The organism is Enterobacter sp. AN-K1 (assembly GCF_020971765.1).
In the GTDB taxonomy this organism is placed as follows: Bacteria; Pseudomonadota; Gammaproteobacteria; order Enterobacterales; family Enterobacteriaceae; genus Enterobacter; species Enterobacter hormaechei_C.
Genome location: NZ_CP087390.1, coordinates 3,686,766 through 3,702,480 on the forward strand (window position 1 = coordinate 3,686,766; position 15,715 = coordinate 3,702,480).

Annotated in this window: 17 protein-coding genes; 5 read left to right on the forward strand and 12 right to left on the reverse strand. The window is 53.6% G+C overall.

The features are described 5' to 3' along the window. Positions 1-69 precede the first annotated feature (69 nt). Positions 70-606 (reverse strand): fimbrial protein, encoded by a 537-nt coding sequence (locus LOC22_RS17525; protein WP_086524351.1) that lies wholly within the window; start codon positions 604-606, stop codon positions 70-72. Between the two features lie 256 nt (positions 607-862). Here LOC22_RS17525 and ybiB point away from each other — a divergent pair, with 256 nt between their 5' ends. Then, positions 863-1,825, forward strand: coding sequence for a DNA-binding protein YbiB (gene ybiB / locus LOC22_RS17530; protein ID WP_017384921.1), 963 nt, complete (start codon positions 863-865; stop codon positions 1,823-1,825). 117 nt (positions 1,826-1,942) lie between these two features. Here the strand turns inward: ybiB and ybiJ are convergent, their stop codons facing one another. The 3 genes from ybiJ to mcbA form a co-directional block, all read right to left on the reverse strand. After that, complete coding sequence (gene ybiJ, locus LOC22_RS17535; protein WP_032670284.1) at positions 1,943-2,203, reverse strand: DUF1471 family protein YbiJ; 261 nt, start codon at positions 2,201-2,203, stop codon at positions 1,943-1,945. 285 nt (positions 2,204-2,488) lie between these two features. Beyond that, complete coding sequence (locus LOC22_RS17540) at positions 2,489-2,755, reverse strand: DksA/TraR family C4-type zinc finger protein (RefSeq protein WP_017693765.1); 267 nt, start codon at positions 2,753-2,755, stop codon at positions 2,489-2,491. Between the two features lie 123 nt (positions 2,756-2,878). After that, complete coding sequence (gene mcbA, locus LOC22_RS17545) at positions 2,879-3,142, reverse strand: DUF1471 family periplasmic protein McbA (protein ID WP_003858470.1); 264 nt, start codon at positions 3,140-3,142, stop codon at positions 2,879-2,881. 242 nt (positions 3,143-3,384) lie between these two features. Between mcbA and rlmF the strand changes: the two genes are divergently transcribed. Next, a complete protein-coding gene (rlmF, locus tag LOC22_RS17550; protein WP_017384919.1) occupies positions 3,385-4,296 on the forward strand; it encodes a 23S rRNA (adenine(1618)-N(6))-methyltransferase RlmF in 912 nt (303 codons plus the stop codon). Positions 4,297-4,341: 45 nt separating this feature from the next. Here rlmF and ybiO read toward each other — a convergent pair whose 3' ends face one another. The 6 genes from ybiO to rhtA form a co-directional block, all read right to left on the reverse strand. Continuing rightward, complete coding sequence (gene ybiO / locus LOC22_RS17555) at positions 4,342-6,552, reverse strand: mechanosensitive channel protein (RefSeq protein ID WP_032647784.1); 2,211 nt, start codon at positions 6,550-6,552, stop codon at positions 4,342-4,344. Between the two features lie 120 nt (positions 6,553-6,672). Then, positions 6,673-7,395: a glutamine ABC transporter ATP-binding protein GlnQ gene (gene glnQ / locus LOC22_RS17560; RefSeq protein WP_006809503.1), complete on the reverse strand. Its 723-nt coding sequence runs from the start codon at positions 7,393-7,395 to the stop codon at positions 6,673-6,675. Beyond that, entirely contained in the window at positions 7,392-8,051 is a 660-nt protein-coding gene (gene glnP / locus LOC22_RS17565; protein WP_003858462.1) for a glutamine ABC transporter permease GlnP, read from the reverse strand. The genes glnQ and glnP overlap by 4 nt, the downstream gene beginning before the upstream one ends. Before the next feature lie 93 nt (positions 8,052-8,144). Then, positions 8,145-8,888, reverse strand: a complete 744-nt coding sequence (gene glnH, locus LOC22_RS17570) for a glutamine ABC transporter substrate-binding protein GlnH (RefSeq protein WP_003858455.1) — start codon at positions 8,886-8,888, stop codon at positions 8,145-8,147. A gap of 361 nt (positions 8,889-9,249) precedes the next feature. Beyond that, on the reverse strand, positions 9,250-9,753 hold the full coding sequence (gene dps / locus LOC22_RS17575) for a DNA starvation/stationary phase protection protein Dps (protein WP_000100801.1): 504 nt from the start codon (positions 9,751-9,753) through the stop codon (positions 9,250-9,252). Positions 9,754-10,051: 298 nt separating this feature from the next. Then, positions 10,052-10,939 (reverse strand): threonine/homoserine exporter RhtA, encoded by an 888-nt coding sequence (rhtA, locus tag LOC22_RS17580; protein ID WP_017384917.1) that lies wholly within the window; start codon positions 10,937-10,939, stop codon positions 10,052-10,054. A gap of 354 nt (positions 10,940-11,293) precedes the next feature. Between rhtA and ompX the strand changes: the two genes are divergently transcribed. Beyond that, a complete protein-coding gene (gene ompX / locus LOC22_RS17585; protein WP_003858450.1) occupies positions 11,294-11,812 on the forward strand; it encodes an outer membrane protein OmpX in 519 nt (172 codons plus the stop codon). Between the two features lie 114 nt (positions 11,813-11,926). Here ompX and LOC22_RS17590 read toward each other — a convergent pair whose 3' ends face one another. Further along, positions 11,927-13,510, reverse strand: coding sequence for a phosphoethanolamine transferase (locus LOC22_RS17590; protein ID WP_017384916.1), 1,584 nt, complete (start codon positions 13,508-13,510; stop codon positions 11,927-11,929). A gap of 269 nt (positions 13,511-13,779) precedes the next feature. Further along, positions 13,780-13,908 carry a manganase accumulation protein MntS gene (gene mntS, locus LOC22_RS17595; RefSeq protein ID WP_017384915.1) on the reverse strand — a complete coding sequence of 43 codons (129 nt, stop codon included), beginning with the start codon at positions 13,906-13,908 and terminating at the stop codon, positions 13,780-13,782. A 183-nt stretch (positions 13,909-14,091) separates the two neighbouring features. Between mntS and mntR the strand changes: the two genes are divergently transcribed. Further along, positions 14,092-14,565: a manganese-binding transcriptional regulator MntR gene (mntR, locus tag LOC22_RS17600; RefSeq protein WP_015571059.1), complete on the forward strand. Its 474-nt coding sequence runs from the start codon at positions 14,092-14,094 to the stop codon at positions 14,563-14,565. Then, the gene (locus LOC22_RS17605) at positions 14,562-15,671 is read left to right on the forward strand and encodes an anion transporter (protein WP_017384914.1); all 1,110 of its coding nucleotides are present in this window, start codon (positions 14,562-14,564) and stop codon (positions 15,669-15,671) included. Before mntR ends, LOC22_RS17605 begins: the two co-directional genes overlap by 4 nt. The last annotated feature ends 44 nt before the right edge of the window (positions 15,672-15,715 follow it).

Sequence of the window (15,715 nt, forward strand, 5' to 3'; positions counted from 1 at the left end):
AAAGATTTCTCATTAAAAAGATGAGATATTAATGCCCGCAAGAGCATTAATATCTCAGGATTGATAAGATCAGTTATAAATAACGGTGAAGGTCGATACAGAGTTAGCAGGGCCCGCAGTGACTGCCGCCTGAGTTTGAATATAACGCGCACCAAACTCCAGGTCGTTAACCTCCGTACCGGAGACTAAAGGATATTGCATCGAAGGGGTATACAGGGTGACAGGCTGCCCGGAAGCATCCAGTAGCTGAATCGCCACACCAGTAGCTGCACCGGTATCGGGCGTTAATGCCAGCGTGGCATTATTATTCGCATCCGGGGTACCACCGAAGTTAATCGCAGCCGAGGTTACGGTTTCCGGACAATTGGTTAACTTAATATCAAACTTCGTGAGTGTGCTGGTAGAGCCTGCGCCGGTAAATACCGTTTTAGATACTTTTCCTAACTGAACATCTAATGGATTACTTAATTCATTCACGACCTGGCAAGCAGAATCGATAATTTCTCCGGTGAAATTAATCTGCCCTTCACCGTTGATTGCCGCAAATGCGGATGCAGAACATCCCACCGCTGCGGCGATAAACAACCCTAATGCAACCTTGTTCATAGTAAATCCCGATGTGTTTCTGGCAAAAACGTTGCCTGGACGTTTTTACCGTTGACCCTTAATAACTTTCAGATGTTTATTTAATCAAAAAAAGGGCAGGTACGAATCTTTAGTTCCAATCACAAATAATGCAAATAGTGCTTGAGTTTATTTTTTTTACCTGAAAACAGCAGGTTGATAATGATCACAAAACACTATCGGGTGCGTGTTCATCGGGCTATATTGTTAACAAGATGATGCTGTCAGGAGAAATGTCGTGGATTACCGCAAAATTATCAAAGAGGTAGGGCGTGGGAAAAACCATGCTCGCGATCTGGATCAGGAAACGGCCCGTGCGTTGTACACGCATATGCTCAATGGCGACGTGCCGGATCTGGAAATGGGCGGCATTCTGATTGCGCTGCGCATCAAAGGGGAAGGTGAGGCGGAGATGCGCGGTTTTTATGAGGCCATGCAGTCGCAGACGATGCGTTTAACCCCGCCCGTCACGAAGCCGATGCCGATTGTGATCCCGACCTACAATGGCGCGCGTAAGCAGGCAAACCTCACGCCGCTACTGGCTATTCTGTTGCAGAAACTCGGTTTCCCGGTGGTGGTGCATGGCGTGAGCGAAGATCCGACGCGCGTGCTGACAGAAACCATTCTGGAATTATTAGGCATCGAACCCACTCTCCATGCTGGCCAGGCGCAGGCAAAGCTGGAGGGGAACCAGCCGGTCTATATTCCCGTGCGCGCGCTCTGCCCGCCGCTGGAAAAGCAGCTGGACATGCGCTGGCGCATGGGGGTACGTAACAGCGCCCACACCCTGGCGAAGCTGGCGACGCCGTTTGCCGAAGACGCCGCGCTGCGTCTTTCCAGCGTCTCCCATCCGGAGTACGTGACGCGGGTCGGTCAATTCTTTGCCGAAATCGGCGGGCGAGCGCTGCTGATGCATGGAACTGAAGGGGAGGTTTACGCCAACCCGCAGCGTTGTCCACAGCTGATGCTGATTGAGCCTGCCGGGACGCGGGTCGTGCTGGAACGTGGGGAAGAGAACAGCGATGTGATCCTGCCTGAGTCGAAAGATCCGCAAGTCACCGCGCACTGGATCGTACAGTGTCTGGCCGGAAAGGTGCCGGTTCCGCAGTCTATCAAGCTGCAAATGGCCTGCTGTCTGCTGGCGGCAGGGGAAGTGGCGTCCGTGGACGCCGGGTTGCAGCGCGTGGCGCAGTCGTTTTAAGCAAAAAAAAAGCCCGTCCAGTGGCGGACGGGCAAACAAGGGTAACAACAACAGGGTCAATGAGGGTTGGAGCATCTCACCAGAGGGTAGGGTGAGGGTGGAGCATAATTCGTTCGATTACTTGTAGATAACCGCGGTACCGCTCAGTTTGTTATTACCGTTAGTGGAGGTGATGGTGTATCCACTTGCGCCGGCAGCGGCAGCTTTTTCCGCCAGTTTGGCTTCCAGACCGTCCAGCGTGGTCGCGCCTTCAGCACTCACCACCCCGATTTTGTTCAGATCCTGTGACTGAGTAGAGGAGACTGGCTCTACGGCGAAAGCGCCGAAAGACAGAGCGGACAGGGCAACAGCGGCAACAGCATATTTGATGGTTTTCATAGGTCAATTCTCGCAGGCTATTCTGTTAAGGGGACGATGTTCCGTCGATGTGATAAGTATCACGGTTTTTAGTGGAAGATAAAATCGAAGAGAATTGACGTGGTTACTCAAAAAAATTGAATGACAAATAACTTATTGATTATTAATAAATTCAGAAGCGCAATTGACATTTCTTGGGGATGCGCTTTACAGAAGCCATCGGAAGGGCACGTTTTGCTACGCGTTTCGCTAAAAGTCGTGAGCGTAAAGTAAACGGCTGGCGCGGTTAACTTCGGTAAAGGAAAGTCAACGTAACTGGCTGTCTTTCGATCCTCTACGATTATATCCTGAATGTGCCGCATTTTTTGAATCTTTCTCCTGCTGACAGGCAATACATAGCCGTACGCCAGGAATGGCTTTACGCCGTGCTTCAGGAATCGGATCCCCGCACTCTTCGCATTCCGTCAAACTTTCGCCGCGCGGAATTTCACCGCGAGCACGCGCGACCGCATCTTCAATGGTACTGTTGATCTGTTCGTTAACGGCGTCGTCATTCGCCCAGCCGGAAGCCATCATGTTCTCCTGATCTGTTTAAGCCATTCATCTTAATATGGGGTTAAAAAACGCACAGTCAAGGCGAAGGAAGGAAATGAGAACTGCATCTGCCTTGCAGATGCAGTGTGGGAAAAGAGGGCGTTATTTATAGATGGTCGCGGTGCCGTACATATGGTTATCACCACCGGCGGCGTTCACCACGAAGCCTTTAGCCCCTTCCTGACGCGCTTTTTCGGCCAGCTTGTCCTGAAGGTCATCAAGGTTGCTTGCCCGGCTGACAGAGACCGTCCCGGCCGCACGTAGCTGGCTGGTGTCGTTGCTGTCGGTCAGAGGTTGAACGGACCAGGCTGAGAACGATGCGCCTGCCAGCGCACCCGCAATAATAAAGGTCAGATACTTTTTCATAATCACATCCTCAGGGGAAACAACAGGTGATTCCTCTTAAGTTTAGAAGCCTGACGCGCGTGATTTAGCGCAAAAATTTGATGATGATCTGCTTATTTTTTGAACGATAAATTCTGACAATTTGCTGACAGATCATAGACATACAGGATGCTGATTTTCGTAGGTTTTTTGTGCAGCGCAGACAGATATTTACCCCCGCGCCGTCACAGGGTATCTTACGCGGCTGTCTAAAGGAGAATGCCATGACTTCCCAAAAGCCGGGATTGCACCCGCGTAACCGCCACCGTAGCCGCTACGACATGAAAGCCCTGTGCCTGAGCTGCCCGGAATTGCAGGATTTTATTGTTCAGACACCAGCCGGTGAACCGTCGGTAAACTTTGCCGATCCGCTGGCGGTTAAGACGCTGAACAAAGCGCTGCTGGCCCATTTTTATGGCGTTACGCACTGGGACATCCCGGATGGCTTTCTCTGCCCACCGGTGCCAGGACGTGCGGATTATGTCCATCATCTTGCCGATCTGCTGGCAGATGATAATGGCGGCGTGGTGCCGAAACAGGCCACCGTGCTTGATATCGGTACGGGCGCGAACCTGATCTACCCCCTGATAGGCGCACATGAGTACCAGTGGCGGTTTACCGGCAGCGAGATCGGCGCCGAGGCCTTTGCCAGCGCACAGGCCATTATCAACGCTAACCCAGGGTTAAGCCGGGCCGTTCGTTTGCGTCGTCAAAAGGATCCCGCTGCTATTTTCAACGGCATTATTCACAAGAACGAACAATATGATGCCACCCTGTGCAACCCGCCCTTCCACGACTCCGCCGCCTCCGCACGTGCGGGAAGTGAACGCAAGCGGCGTAACCTGGGCCAGGCTGAAGACGGCGCGCTGAACTTTGGCGGCCAGCAGCAGGAGCTATGGTGCGAGGGCGGGGAAGTGGCATTTATTCTGCGCATGATTGCCGAGAGTAAGGGCTTCGGTCGTCAGGTGAAATGGTTTACCACGCTGGTCTCCCGCGGCGATAACCTGCCGCCGCTTTACCGCGCGCTGACCGACGTCGGCGCGGTGAAGGTAGTCAAAAAAGAGATGGCGCAGGGCCAGAAGCAGAGCCGCTTTATCGCCTGGACCTTTATGGACGATAACAAACGCCGCAAATAGCCCCCCATCGCAGGCCGGGTAAGGCGAAGCCGCCACCCGGCTCGGTTACAGCGTCGGCTCCTGCGGAGGCAGCGGCGAAGCGGGCGGCGACAATACCTGATACGTCTGCACCGGCGCTCTCACGTTCGCCAGATCGAAGTGTTTTTTCACCATGCTGTCGAGGGCGAAGCGCACCGTCCACTGCTTAAGGGGCTGGGTGGTGAACGACACGCGCAGGGTAAAGGCAGTGTTCGTCAGCCCGACGATACCCGCGAACGACGGTTCACCAATCACCAGCCCGCGAATATCCTCCATCTCCATCAGTTCGCTCACCGCATCCCGCAGCGCCTGCTTCGCCTTATCTGCATCCTCATGACGATCGACATCATAATTCGCCACCACCGAACCAATGCCGCGCACAAAGTTGGCAAAGGTGGTGATCGATGACCACGGAATAATGTGGTACGCGCCGGTATCCTGACGTACGCCGACGGAGCGAATGGACATGCGTTCCACCGTGCCGGTGAGCGGTCCTATGGTCACCAGATCCCCGGTGTTCATCCCGTTCTCAAACTGGATAAAAATGCCGGTGATAATATCCTTCACCAGCGTCTGCGAACCAAAGGAGATCGCCAGCCCAAGCGCACCGGCACCCGCCAGCAGCGGGGCGATATTCACGCCGATTTCCGACAGTACAATCATGATGGTGATGGTGCTGATGATCACCGCCAGCGCGTTGCGGCACAGGGTCAGCAGCGTGCGGGCGCGGGCGCTCGGCAGCGGCCTGCCGTGGACATCCGACACCAGACGGTTTTCGATAAGGCTTGCCAGCAGCGTCCAGCCGACGGCGGAGAAGAACAGGATCAGCGCGATACGAATAAGAATATCAACGGTCTTTTCCCCCGCGCCGTTATGCAGCCAGTTCCAGAAATCAAACAGCCCCCACGCGTTCAGCAGTAGCATAATTGCCACGCAGACCGTCAGAATACGCGCCACCTTCAGGGATACCGTCATCCAGCCATTTACCCGCTTTTGCAGTTCCGGGTAGTTACGCTGAACCTGCGGCGACAGGGTGATCGTTTTCGACAGCCAGCGGGAGAGCAGGCCAGAGACAAAGGCCGCAATGCCGATAATCGCCAGGCTTTTGAACGTCGCCCCCATCATAAATTTCAGGCTATTGCCCGGATCGAACAGGGAGAAGAAACAGAGCACAATAAAATAGGCGCTGGCCAGCCAGTGCCACACCAGCGCAAAGGCGCGAATAAAGAGGCTGAAAAAGGAGAGGGAGCGATCGGCCAGGTGCAGCAGGCTGTCGGTGATCGCTTTTTTATTGTGGAAGATGAGGTACAGCGCCCAGACGGTAATGCACAGCATGATCAGCACGTTCGCCAGCGCCCCGAACTGCACGTTAACCTGGTTGGAAATAATCGGCACGGCAACCAGCAGGCCATAACCGATCAACCCGCTCAGCACGCTGAGCCGCACCGCCCAGTATTTGGCGCTCTGATCCGAAATGGCGAAGGGGCGAAGGTCCGGCACGCGCGGGCAGAAGATCAACCGCAGGAGGGCTTTAAAGAACTCAATCAGGGCAAAGGCATTGAGGAACAGTCCCTGCTGAAACGCGATGGTTTTGTTTCCGGTATTAAGTCGGTCGGCCAGCATCTGGCCGACAAACAGCGTCAGGGCCAGCAGCAGCAAATCGATGACAAACGCCCCGGTAATCATTGCCGGAAGATGCAGCCAGCTGCTTTTATGCTGATTCTTTTTGCGTCCCCACTGGCCCATTTTCCGGTAAAGCGGCCAGACAGACAGGCGCAACAGCCAGTAAAAAATGAAGACGGCGCCAGCCAGAATAGCAAACTGGGTGGCGGCTGCGGAAAAGGTGTGAGGATTAAAAGGCTTATGTGAGGTGCCAACCAGGTTGCGATAGAGCTGGGCAAAACGCGACGACAGGGCTTCCCCGTAGCGGCGACTGATGTCGGTGACGTTTTCCAGCACCGTTTTTTCTTCTTCGGCTTCCGGCGGCGCAATAGCAGGAACCGGATCCTGAGGCGGCGTGGCGGCCACTTTCCTCAGCTGATCGATCAACTCCTGTCGGGACGTGTCGTTCTCAAGCACGTCGGCCAGCGCGCCGTAGGCGGCTTTTTTCTTTTCAGCGTCTGGCTCTGGCGGCGCATTTTGCTGGGTGGCGGTGGCTCCGGTGGTAACGCCGGGAAGGGTTACAGCAAGTGATGGCGCGCTAAACAGGCTAAACAGTAGCAACAGGATCCACGGCACGGCGTCCTCCGACAAAAATATCGTGCAAAATGATAAGTATAGAGCGCGGGGAGCGGAGGGGAGTTTTTGGGAACAATCCGGCGTAAAAAAGCCGGGCATGCCCGGCTCTGGGTGTGGCTATCAGGAGACGTGTTGCAGGAACTCCTGGAGGCGCTGGCTTGGTGGGTTCGCAATCAGCGCCTGCGGATTCCCGTCTTCCGCGATACGGCCCTTATCAATGAAGATCAGACGGGACGCCACCTTTTCGGCAAAGCCGATTTCGTGGGTAACGATCACCATCGTCATGCCTTCTTCCGCCAGATCCTGCATAACTTTCAGCACTTCGTGACGCAGCTCCGGGTCGAGTGCCGACGTTGGCTCATCGAACAGCATCATCTTTGGCTTCACCGCCAGCGCACGGGCAATGGCCACGCGCTGCTGCTGGCCGCCGGACAGTTCGGAAGGATAGTGGTGGGCACGCTCCGCCAGACCAACCTTCGCCAGCAGATCTTTTGCCAGCGCTTCCGCTGCCGCTTTGCTGGCCCCGCGCACGCGCAGAGGACCGAACATCACGTTTTCCAGCGCCGTGAGGTGCGGGAACAGGTAGAACTGCTGGAACACCATGCCCGCTTCCTGGCGGATCAGGCGCTCGTCCACTTTCGGATCGTTAACCTTCAGACCATCGACGATCAAATCGCCGCTGGTGATCTCCTCAAGCTTGTTAATGCAGCGCAGCAGGGTGGATTTACCGGAACCGGACGGCCCGATGATCACCACCACTTCGCCCTGCCTGATGTTCAAATCGATATTGTGCAGCACCTGGGTTGGGCCAAAGTGCTTGGAAACGTTTTTAAATTCAATCACAGGATTTTCATCCTTCTTTCAAGACGACGCAGAACAAAGCTCAGGACAAGCGTGATAATCAGATAGACAACGGCGACCGCACTCCAGATTTCCAGAGCGCGGAAGTTACCCGCGATGATCTCCTGGCCCTGACGGGTCAGTTCGGCCACGCCGATAACAATAAACAGCGAGGTGTCTTTAATGCTGATGATCCACTGGTTACCCAGCGGCGGCAGCATGCGGCGCAGCGCCAACGGCAGGATCACGTGACGAATGGTTTCGCGACGGGAAAGACCTAACGCCAGGCCGGCTTCGCTGAAGCCTTTATGAATCGACAGCACCGCACCGCGGGTAATTTCCGCAATGTAGGCGCCGGAGTTGATCATGATGGTAACAACGGCGGCGCTGAACGGGTCGATGCGCAGGTCGGTGAAGGCCATCGGCAGGGCGAAGTAGATGAACATGACCTGCACCACAATGGGGGTGCCGCGGATCACTTCGATGAAAACCAGTGCGATGTGGTTTGCAATCCAGCCGCCGTAGGTGCGGGCGAAACCGGCCACCAGACCGATAATCAACCCGCCAACCAGACCGAGGACCGAAATCCACAGGGTCATTTTAGCGCCTTCAAGCAAGAGAGGAATGGCAGGCCAGATGGCGCTCCAGTCAAACTGCATGATGTATTCCTGTATACCGTGGTGAAAAACAAAAAACGTAGGCCCGGTAAGCGGAAGCGCCACCGGGCGTTACAAACCTGAAGTCAGGTGAAATTATTTAGGCTCGGTACCGAACCATTTTTTGTAGATTTCGTTATAGGTGCCGTTCTCTTTCAGGGTTTTCAGCGCGCCGTTAACTTTGTTACGCAGGTCGTCGCTGCCTTTCGGGAACGCAATACCGTACTGCTGAGCTTCCAGGGAATCACCTACCGCTTTGAACTTGCCATTACCGGCGGTTTTGATGAAGTAAAGGATGTTAGGCGTGTCGTGCAGCACCGCGTCAGCGCGGTTGGTGCCCAGTTCCATGTAAGCGTTGTCGATGTTCGGGAACTGACGCAGGTCTTTGGTTTTGATGTTGGCTTTCGCGTAATCAACGGAGCCGGTTCCGCTCTTCACTGCGACCACTTTACCGTCGAGATCTTTCACGCTTTTCACGTCGTTGTTATCCGCTTTCACCATCACCAGCAGGCCGCTTTTGTAGTAGCCGTCAGAGAAGTCGATGGCTTTTTTACGCTCTTCGGTAATGGTGATGCCTGCCAGCGCCAGGTCAACGTTTTTGGTTTGCAGTGCCGGGATAATGCCGCTGAAATCCATTGGCTTCAGGGTGTAATCCAGTTTGAGTTCTTTTGCGACAGCGGCCCACAGATCCACGTCAAAACCAACGTATTTATCACCCTGTTTGAATTCAAACGGTACGAACGCCGTGTCAGTCGCCACAACCAGTTTGTCGGCAGCCTGCGAGGACACCGCAAACGCCAGGGTAAGTGCAGCCAGTGAAACTTTTAATACAGACTTCATAGCATTTCCTTTTATATCCACGGGGCGATCCCCTGCGAGAACCTCAGGCACAATGAAAAAATCGTGCCAATTTTACAAGCTGTTGTTTTGCAAAGGGGATGATGTCACGCATTGCACAAAAAGCGTGGCAATTCTGCCAGGTTGCACCAGAATGGAGCACCGTTTTGGTGCGCTTCGTTAAGGTCTTCTGACAGGGGGATATTTAGCGCAGAATCTGACGAAAAAACAATCTTCCGTTAACGGTTGTGTGAGGTGATTATTACATTTTATTCACTTTTGCGGCCGTTGCGGGCAAAAGTGCGCACCATAAATGTGCAAAACCCCCGCCAGGGGCGAGGGTTATTCGGACAATCCGCAGGGATTATTCGATGTTGGACTCGATGAACCACAGGAACTGATCCAGGTCGCGTGATGCGGCAGTGAAGATATCAGCGGTATCTTCATCTTTGGCTTCGCCAATCGCTTTACGAACATCGTTCGCCACAATCGCATAACGATCCGCCAGCTCTTTCAGGTGATCCTGGACGGTATGGATATCCAGCGGATAGCTTTTCAATGGCGTTTTGCTGTTGATCACCTGTGTGGTACCCAGTGCCACGCCACCCAGCTGTACGGCGCGCTCGGCCATGGTATCCAGGTGAGTCACCAGTGCTGTGCGGAAGCCATCCAGCATTTCATGAACGGCAATAAAGTTTGCACCGCGCATATTCCAGTGGGCCTGTTTGGTGATCAGCGAAAGATCGATGAACTGGACCACCTGGCGATTCAGCAACTCGATGGTCGCTTTTTTATCGCTATCCGATACATCGTTACGGGTATAAAGCAGATTAGACGCTTTCGTTTTCACCAGTTTAGCGGTACTCATAATCTCATATCCTCTTGATGTTTGTGTCCCAGGTAATTACGGGACTAAGTATAGCACCGGATTTTTTCTCTGCGGTTTGGCTCTGCCTATCGGTTTAATAGCGAAAGGAAGGTTTTATTATCAAATATTTGAAAAGTAAGTGGTTTATTTAAATTGATACAGATCAATCTTAATTCACTCTCCAGGAAAGCGAGCAGGTGAAATATTTTGGCAATATGAGAGAGTTTGTAAGAAATTATTTGAGCTACTGACGTGGCGTATATTCTGCATGGCGGGTTAGCCATGCAGAATTTAAGGCTTAGTTGAGGTCTATTTTTTCCACTTTAGGTTCCGGACGCATGGTCAGGGTGGAGCCCATTGACGCCGCGATAATGGAACAGAGCGCCAGCGTTTGTACCAGGGTCAGGGTTTCACCGAGGAAAATCATTCCTGAGATGGCGGCCAGCGCGGGCTCCATGCTCATGAGCGTACCAAAAATGCGTGTGGGCAGGCGCGTCAGGGCGATCATCTCCAGAGAGTAGGGCAGCGCCGTGGAGAGAATGGCAACCGCCAGCCCAACCGGCAGGATTGACCATTGCCATATTGAGTCTGTCGCTTGTGCCATTCCAATCGGGACAAAGATAACGGCGGCAATCAGCGAGCCTAAGGCGACCGTCGCGGGGCCGTGCTCTTCCCCCGCACGCTGGCCAGTGAGAATATACACCGCCCAGCATGCCCCCGCGCCCAGCGCCAGAGCAGCCCCTGTCAGATCGATTTGTGAAACGCTTTGCCCGAGCGGCAGCAGGAACCATAGCCCCAGCACGGCCAGTACGACCCAGATAAAGTCTACCGGACGACGAGAAGAGAAGAGGGCAACCGCCAGCGGGCCGGTAAATTCAAGCGCGACCGCGATCCCCAGCGGGATCGTCTGAATAGAGAGATAGAACATGTAGTTCATCCCTCCCAGCGCCAGCCCATAAAAAAGCAGTGGCAGTCGCTGCTCCTTTTTAAACCGTAGCCGCCAGGGTTTAAAAACAACCACGAGGATCAGGGTGCCTAATGCGATACGCAGCGCCGTGACGCCGGGCGCACCAACCAGCGGAAACAGCGATTTTGCCAGCGACGCGCCGCTTTGTATGGACATCATCGCGATAAGTATGACTGCCACCGGCATCCAGACCGACGATTTACGAGGTAAACCTGGCATCCTTTCTCCTGTCAATTTATGTCAAATGAGGTAAAAGTCGCAGTGTAATGGAAATAAGCTGCAACGGTTGAGCTACTGTTGAAAAAAATCCAGGGAAAATCCGTAAAATGAGAAAACGTTGATGATTTTATCGCCTGAAAGATTAGGAATAATCTGGATGAACTAAATGGCGATGACGCGCACTATTAGCATTTACAGGTGAAAATCTGGAGTTATTTGAACGAGATAGCTGGTGCTGGAAATGTTCTGTTACAGGAAAGGTCGCATTAGACATCGTGAATGACAAAGAGTTTCACAGAATTTTTTGATATATTTAAAACTTACGGACTTACTTGAAGCACATTTGAGGTGGTTATGAAAAAAATTGCATGTCTTTCAGCACTGGCAGCTGTTCTGGCTGTTTCCGCAGGTACCGCTGTAGCGGCAACTTCTACTGTAACCGGTGGTTACGCTCAGAGCGATATGCAGGGCGTGATGAACAAAACCAACGGTTTCAACCTGAAGTACCGTTACGAGCAAGACAACAACCCGCTGGGTGTGATCGGTTCTTTCACTTACACCGAGAAAGATCGTACTGAAAATGGCTCTTACAATAAAGGTCAGTACTACGGCATCACCGCGGGTCCTGCTTACCGCCTGAATGACTGGGCAAGCATCTACGGTGTTGTAGGTGTTGGCTACGGTAAATTCCAGCAGACCGAAAACCAGGGTCTGAACCGTACTGCAAGCAACAGCGACTATGGTTTCTCCTATGGCGCAGGTATGCAGTTCAACCCAATCGAAAACGTTGCTCTGGACTTCTCCTATGAGCAGAGCCGTATCCGCAACGTTGACGTTGGCACCTGGATCGCGGGTGTAGGTTACCGCTTCTAATCACTTCGGTGAGCCAGTAAAAAATCCGCCCAATGTGGCGGATTTTTTTTGTTTGTACCCTCTCCCCATGGGAGAGGGCCGGTGAGGGCATCAGCCCGCACGAAACGGCAGAAATTACTTACTCTTAATATCGAAAATATCCGTCCCAAGATGGTTATAGTCGACTTTCTGTAACTTAAAGTTGGTAATGTAAACTGGCGGGCCCTTCTTCCCGGAGATAAACGGGTAATCATTTTTTATCTCTTTCGCCTTAATCCCCGTCCATTGTGAGAAGAATTTCAGGAAATCGTTCGCGGAACGGCGCGCTTTGATGATGCGATGCGTTTTGTCATCACTCGACAGCACCATAAACGGTACCTGGAAGTTTTGCTGGAACTTGTCATCGTGTGCCAGATACTGCACCTGTTTACCGCGCTCCTTAAATGCCAGACCGTGGTCAGAGAAATAGACCATCGAGAAGCTGTCGCCGCTGTTGCGCAGCTGTGCGTACAGCTTGCTGAGCAGATCGTCGGTTTGCGTCATGGTGTAGAGATAACACGAGGTCTCTTTGGATTGCACAAACTCCGCATATTTTCCCCCGGTACGATCGCATGCCTGCGGGTGTGACCCCATCAGGTGCAGGACAATCAGCTGCGGCTGGGTGCGCTGAGTAGCAAAGACCTGCGCCGTCATTTTTAGCAACGCTTCATCTTTTGTGTTTTTATCGGCTTCGAAATCACCGCTTTTCAGGAACTGTACCTCGTCGGCACGCTTCGCGATGCTGGCGATGGCGGTATCATACTCGCCGATCTGTCCCTGGTTAGAGAACCACCATGTCTGAAAACCTGCCCGGTTGGCCAGGGTGACAAAATTATCCTGAAACTGCGGTTTTCCATCCACCACGCGGTTGAGCGTCAGACCGAGTGATTTCTGCGTCGAGCCGCTGGCCGCCACGTAGTCGGTAAACAGCGTACCGTTAACGGCGCTGGCAAACGGCGTGTTATCCCAGTGACCGCCAAACGCGCCGAGCGCATCGCGACGCGCGCTTTCCCCGATCACCACCACGTAAGTGTGATACTTCGGTTTCACCGCCAGCACGTTCCAGGTATCTTTCATGGTGGAAAGCTCGGCCATACGCGCCTGCTCGTCGAGCACTTCCTCGTTATTCACCACCACGTCTTTGACGAAGCGAAACACCGGATACCCGGTATCTTTAAGCTTAAACACGCCGCCCCAGGCCAGATTTTGTACCGGTGCAACAAAAAACGTCACCACGCTAAAGGCCAGGCACAGGCTTTCAATTTTACCCCATGCCTTTTTCCCGACGGGCTTACGACGAACCGCAATCACGCCGAGGGCAAAAATGAAAAGGCCAACCACGTAGTTGTACCACGGAAAGATCGTCAGGATCTCTGTGGACTCTTCCATATTGGTGGAGTGGAGCGCCAGCAGAGTATTAAAGTTCGGCGCGCCATAGGCCTGGCCAAACGGGAAATAGGCGGCAGCAATCAGAGAACAGATCCCGATAAGCACTTTCTGCACGCGCGGTGCGCTTCGCCAGAGCAGGTGAAGAATACAGGTGAATCCGACGGCATAAAGCAGGCTAAAGGGGTAGCCAAGAGCAAAGTTAATCAACAGCGATTGCAAAAAATAGAATCCCGTCCACGGGCTTAAGGCCCGGCTGCGGGTAACAAGTGTATCAATCAGGGTTACGTTCATAGATCACTATCACGAAAACGCCATGTGCTCACCCTGGCGTCAAGGGTCAAAGCCTGCCGGACAGTGCGTGGAAAGGGAATGAGAGGTCCGCTTCAGCGAGCCGCAAATTGTGCAGGGCTGCAAGAAGATAGTGCGAGCGTGAATTAAGGTCAACAGTTGCTAAACAGATGTTTTGCGAAGGGGGCTGCAAATCCGCAAAAATAATCGGGAACAGGCCAGTTTACAACGTAAGTGTGACGGGAAAATGAAGCGGCGTACCGCGACGCCGCTTAGTGGGAAGAATTGTCGTCCTGCTGCGGTTTGGCGTTAAACATATCGCACAGCATGTTCAACAGCATCAGGCGCACTTTAAAAGGAGAGTGGGTAAACACGTTCATACACCTCTTGAATTCATTCATAAGACCTCCTGATTCATGATCCCTTCGATCCGTGAAGGGTGACTGCATTACATACAGATATAGCACAGGCTATATTGTATAGCTATGGCTAATTCGTTAATTTTTTGTGCTTGTAGAGCTATGGTTTACAATGTGCGCTCCGTTACAGGGCGCTGGAAGCGTCAACCCCATTGAGGAAGCACAATGAACCGTCGCGCAGGTAAGCCAACAACAAAAAAAACGACGCAACTGGTGAACGTTGAAGAGCATGTGGAAGGCTTCCGCCAGGTGCGTGAGGCGCACCGCCGGGAGCTGATTGATGATTATGTCGAACTGATCTCTGATCTGATCCGTGAGGTTGGAGAAGCGCGCCAGGTGGATATGGCCGCACGCCTGGGGGTGTCGCAGCCAACCGTTGCCAAAATGTTAAAACGTCTGGCGTCGGTCGGGCTGATCGAAATGATCCCCTGGCGCGGGGTGTTTCTCACCGCTGAGGGCGAAAAGCTGGCGCAGGAGAGCCGCGAGCGACACCAGATCGTCGAGAATTTTTTACTGGTGCTGGGCGTCAGCCCGGAAATTGCCCGTCGGGATGCCGAAGGTATGGAACACCACGTCAGTGAAGAGACGCTGTTGAAGTTCCGCGAGTTTACGCTCAAATACGGTCCCTCCGCTGAATGAACATCCCCGGCTTGCAGGCCCTGAAACGCGATCGCTTTTTCCATCTTTTACTGATCACTGGCGTTGGGCTCAGCGTCTTTGTGCCCTTCACGCCGCACACCTGGCCGGCGGCCATAGACTGGCGCACCATTATTACTCTGAGCGGTTTGATGATGCTCACCAAAGGCGTGGAGCTGAGCGGCTATTTTGACGTGCTGGGGCGCAAAATGGTGCGCCGCTTCGCCACCGAGCGCAAACTGGCCCTGTTCATGGTCTTTTCGGCGGCGCTGTTGTCGACGTTTCTCACTAATGACGTGGCGCTTTTTATCGTGGTGCCGCTTACGCTCACGCTGCGTAAGCTGTGCGAAATACCGGTTACCCGTCTGATTATCTTTGAAGCGCTGGCCGTCAATGCGGGCTCGCTGCTCACGCCTATCGGTAACCCGCAGAACATTCTGCTGTGGGGACGCTCCGGCCTGTCGTTTACCGCGTTTACCGGGCAGATGGCGCCGCTGGCGCTGGCGATCGTGGCGTCGCTGCTGGCGGTGGGCTGGTTTGCTTTCCCGAATAAATCGTTGCAGTACCACAGCGGTACAACCGGCCCCCAGTGGCAGCCGCGTCTCGTCTGGAGCTGCCTGGGGCTGTATATCGTTTTTCTTATCGCTCTGGAGTTAAACCAGGCGCTGGCGGGCGCGCTGCTGGTGGCGTGCGGCTTCCTGTTCCTCGCCCGGCGGGTGCTGGTGAGCGTTGACTGGACGCTGCTGCTGGTGTTTATGGCGATGTTTATTGACGTCCATCTCCTGATCCAGCTTCCGGTATTGCAGAACGTTCTCCATAGCGTCAGCGGTCTGTCACAGCCGGGATTATGGCTGACGGCGATTGGTCTCTCGCAAGTGATCAGTAACGTGCCGTCCACCATTTTGCTGCTTAACTATGTTCCCCCAACGGTACTGCTGGCGTGGGCGGTCAACGTCGGCGGCTTTGGGCTGCTGCCTGGCTCGCTGGCCAACCTCATCGCCCTGCGGATGGCCAACGATCGCCGCATCTGGTGGCGCTTCCATTTATGGTCAATCCCGATGCTGCTCTGGTCAGCGGCGGTCGGTTTCGGACTATTCCTTCTCATATAGTGCGCAATTTGTCAGTTTTTCCTGGCAAATGTATAGCAACGTCC

Excerpts from the sequence above, each read along its gene's own strand:
- LOC22_RS17525 (WP_086524351.1), bottom strand. The coding sequence starts at position 606 with ATGAACAAGGTTGCATTAGGGTTGTTTATCGCCGCAGCGGTGGGATGT.
- ybiJ (WP_032670284.1), bottom strand. The coding sequence starts at position 2,203 with ATGAAAACCATCAAATATGCTGTTGCCGCTGTTGCCCTGTCCGCTCTG.
- LOC22_RS17540 (WP_017693765.1), bottom strand. The coding sequence starts at position 2,755 with ATGGCTTCCGGCTGGGCGAATGACGACGCCGTTAACGAACAGATCAAC.
- mcbA (WP_003858470.1), bottom strand. The coding sequence starts at position 3,142 with ATGAAAAAGTATCTGACCTTTATTATTGCGGGTGCGCTGGCAGGCGCA.
- rlmF (WP_017384919.1), top strand. The coding sequence starts at position 3,385 with ATGACTTCCCAAAAGCCGGGATTGCACCCGCGTAACCGCCACCGTAGC.
- glnP (WP_003858462.1), bottom strand. The coding sequence starts at position 8,051 with ATGCAGTTTGACTGGAGCGCCATCTGGCCTGCCATTCCTCTCTTGCTT.
- glnH (WP_003858455.1), bottom strand. The coding sequence starts at position 8,888 with ATGAAGTCTGTATTAAAAGTTTCACTGGCTGCACTTACCCTGGCGTTT.
- dps (WP_000100801.1), bottom strand. The coding sequence starts at position 9,753 with ATGAGTACCGCTAAACTGGTGAAAACGAAAGCGTCTAATCTGCTTTAT.
- rhtA (WP_017384917.1), bottom strand. The coding sequence starts at position 10,939 with ATGCCAGGTTTACCTCGTAAATCGTCGGTCTGGATGCCGGTGGCAGTC.
- ompX (WP_003858450.1), top strand. The coding sequence starts at position 11,294 with ATGAAAAAAATTGCATGTCTTTCAGCACTGGCAGCTGTTCTGGCTGTT.
- LOC22_RS17590 (WP_017384916.1), bottom strand. The coding sequence starts at position 13,510 with ATGAACGTAACCCTGATTGATACACTTGTTACCCGCAGCCGGGCCTTA.
- mntS (WP_017384915.1), bottom strand. The coding sequence starts at position 13,908 with ATGAATGAATTCAAGAGGTGTATGAACGTGTTTACCCACTCTCCTTTT.
- mntR (WP_015571059.1), top strand. The coding sequence starts at position 14,092 with ATGAACCGTCGCGCAGGTAAGCCAACAACAAAAAAAACGACGCAACTG.
- LOC22_RS17605 (WP_017384914.1), top strand. The coding sequence starts at position 14,562 with ATGAACATCCCCGGCTTGCAGGCCCTGAAACGCGATCGCTTTTTCCAT.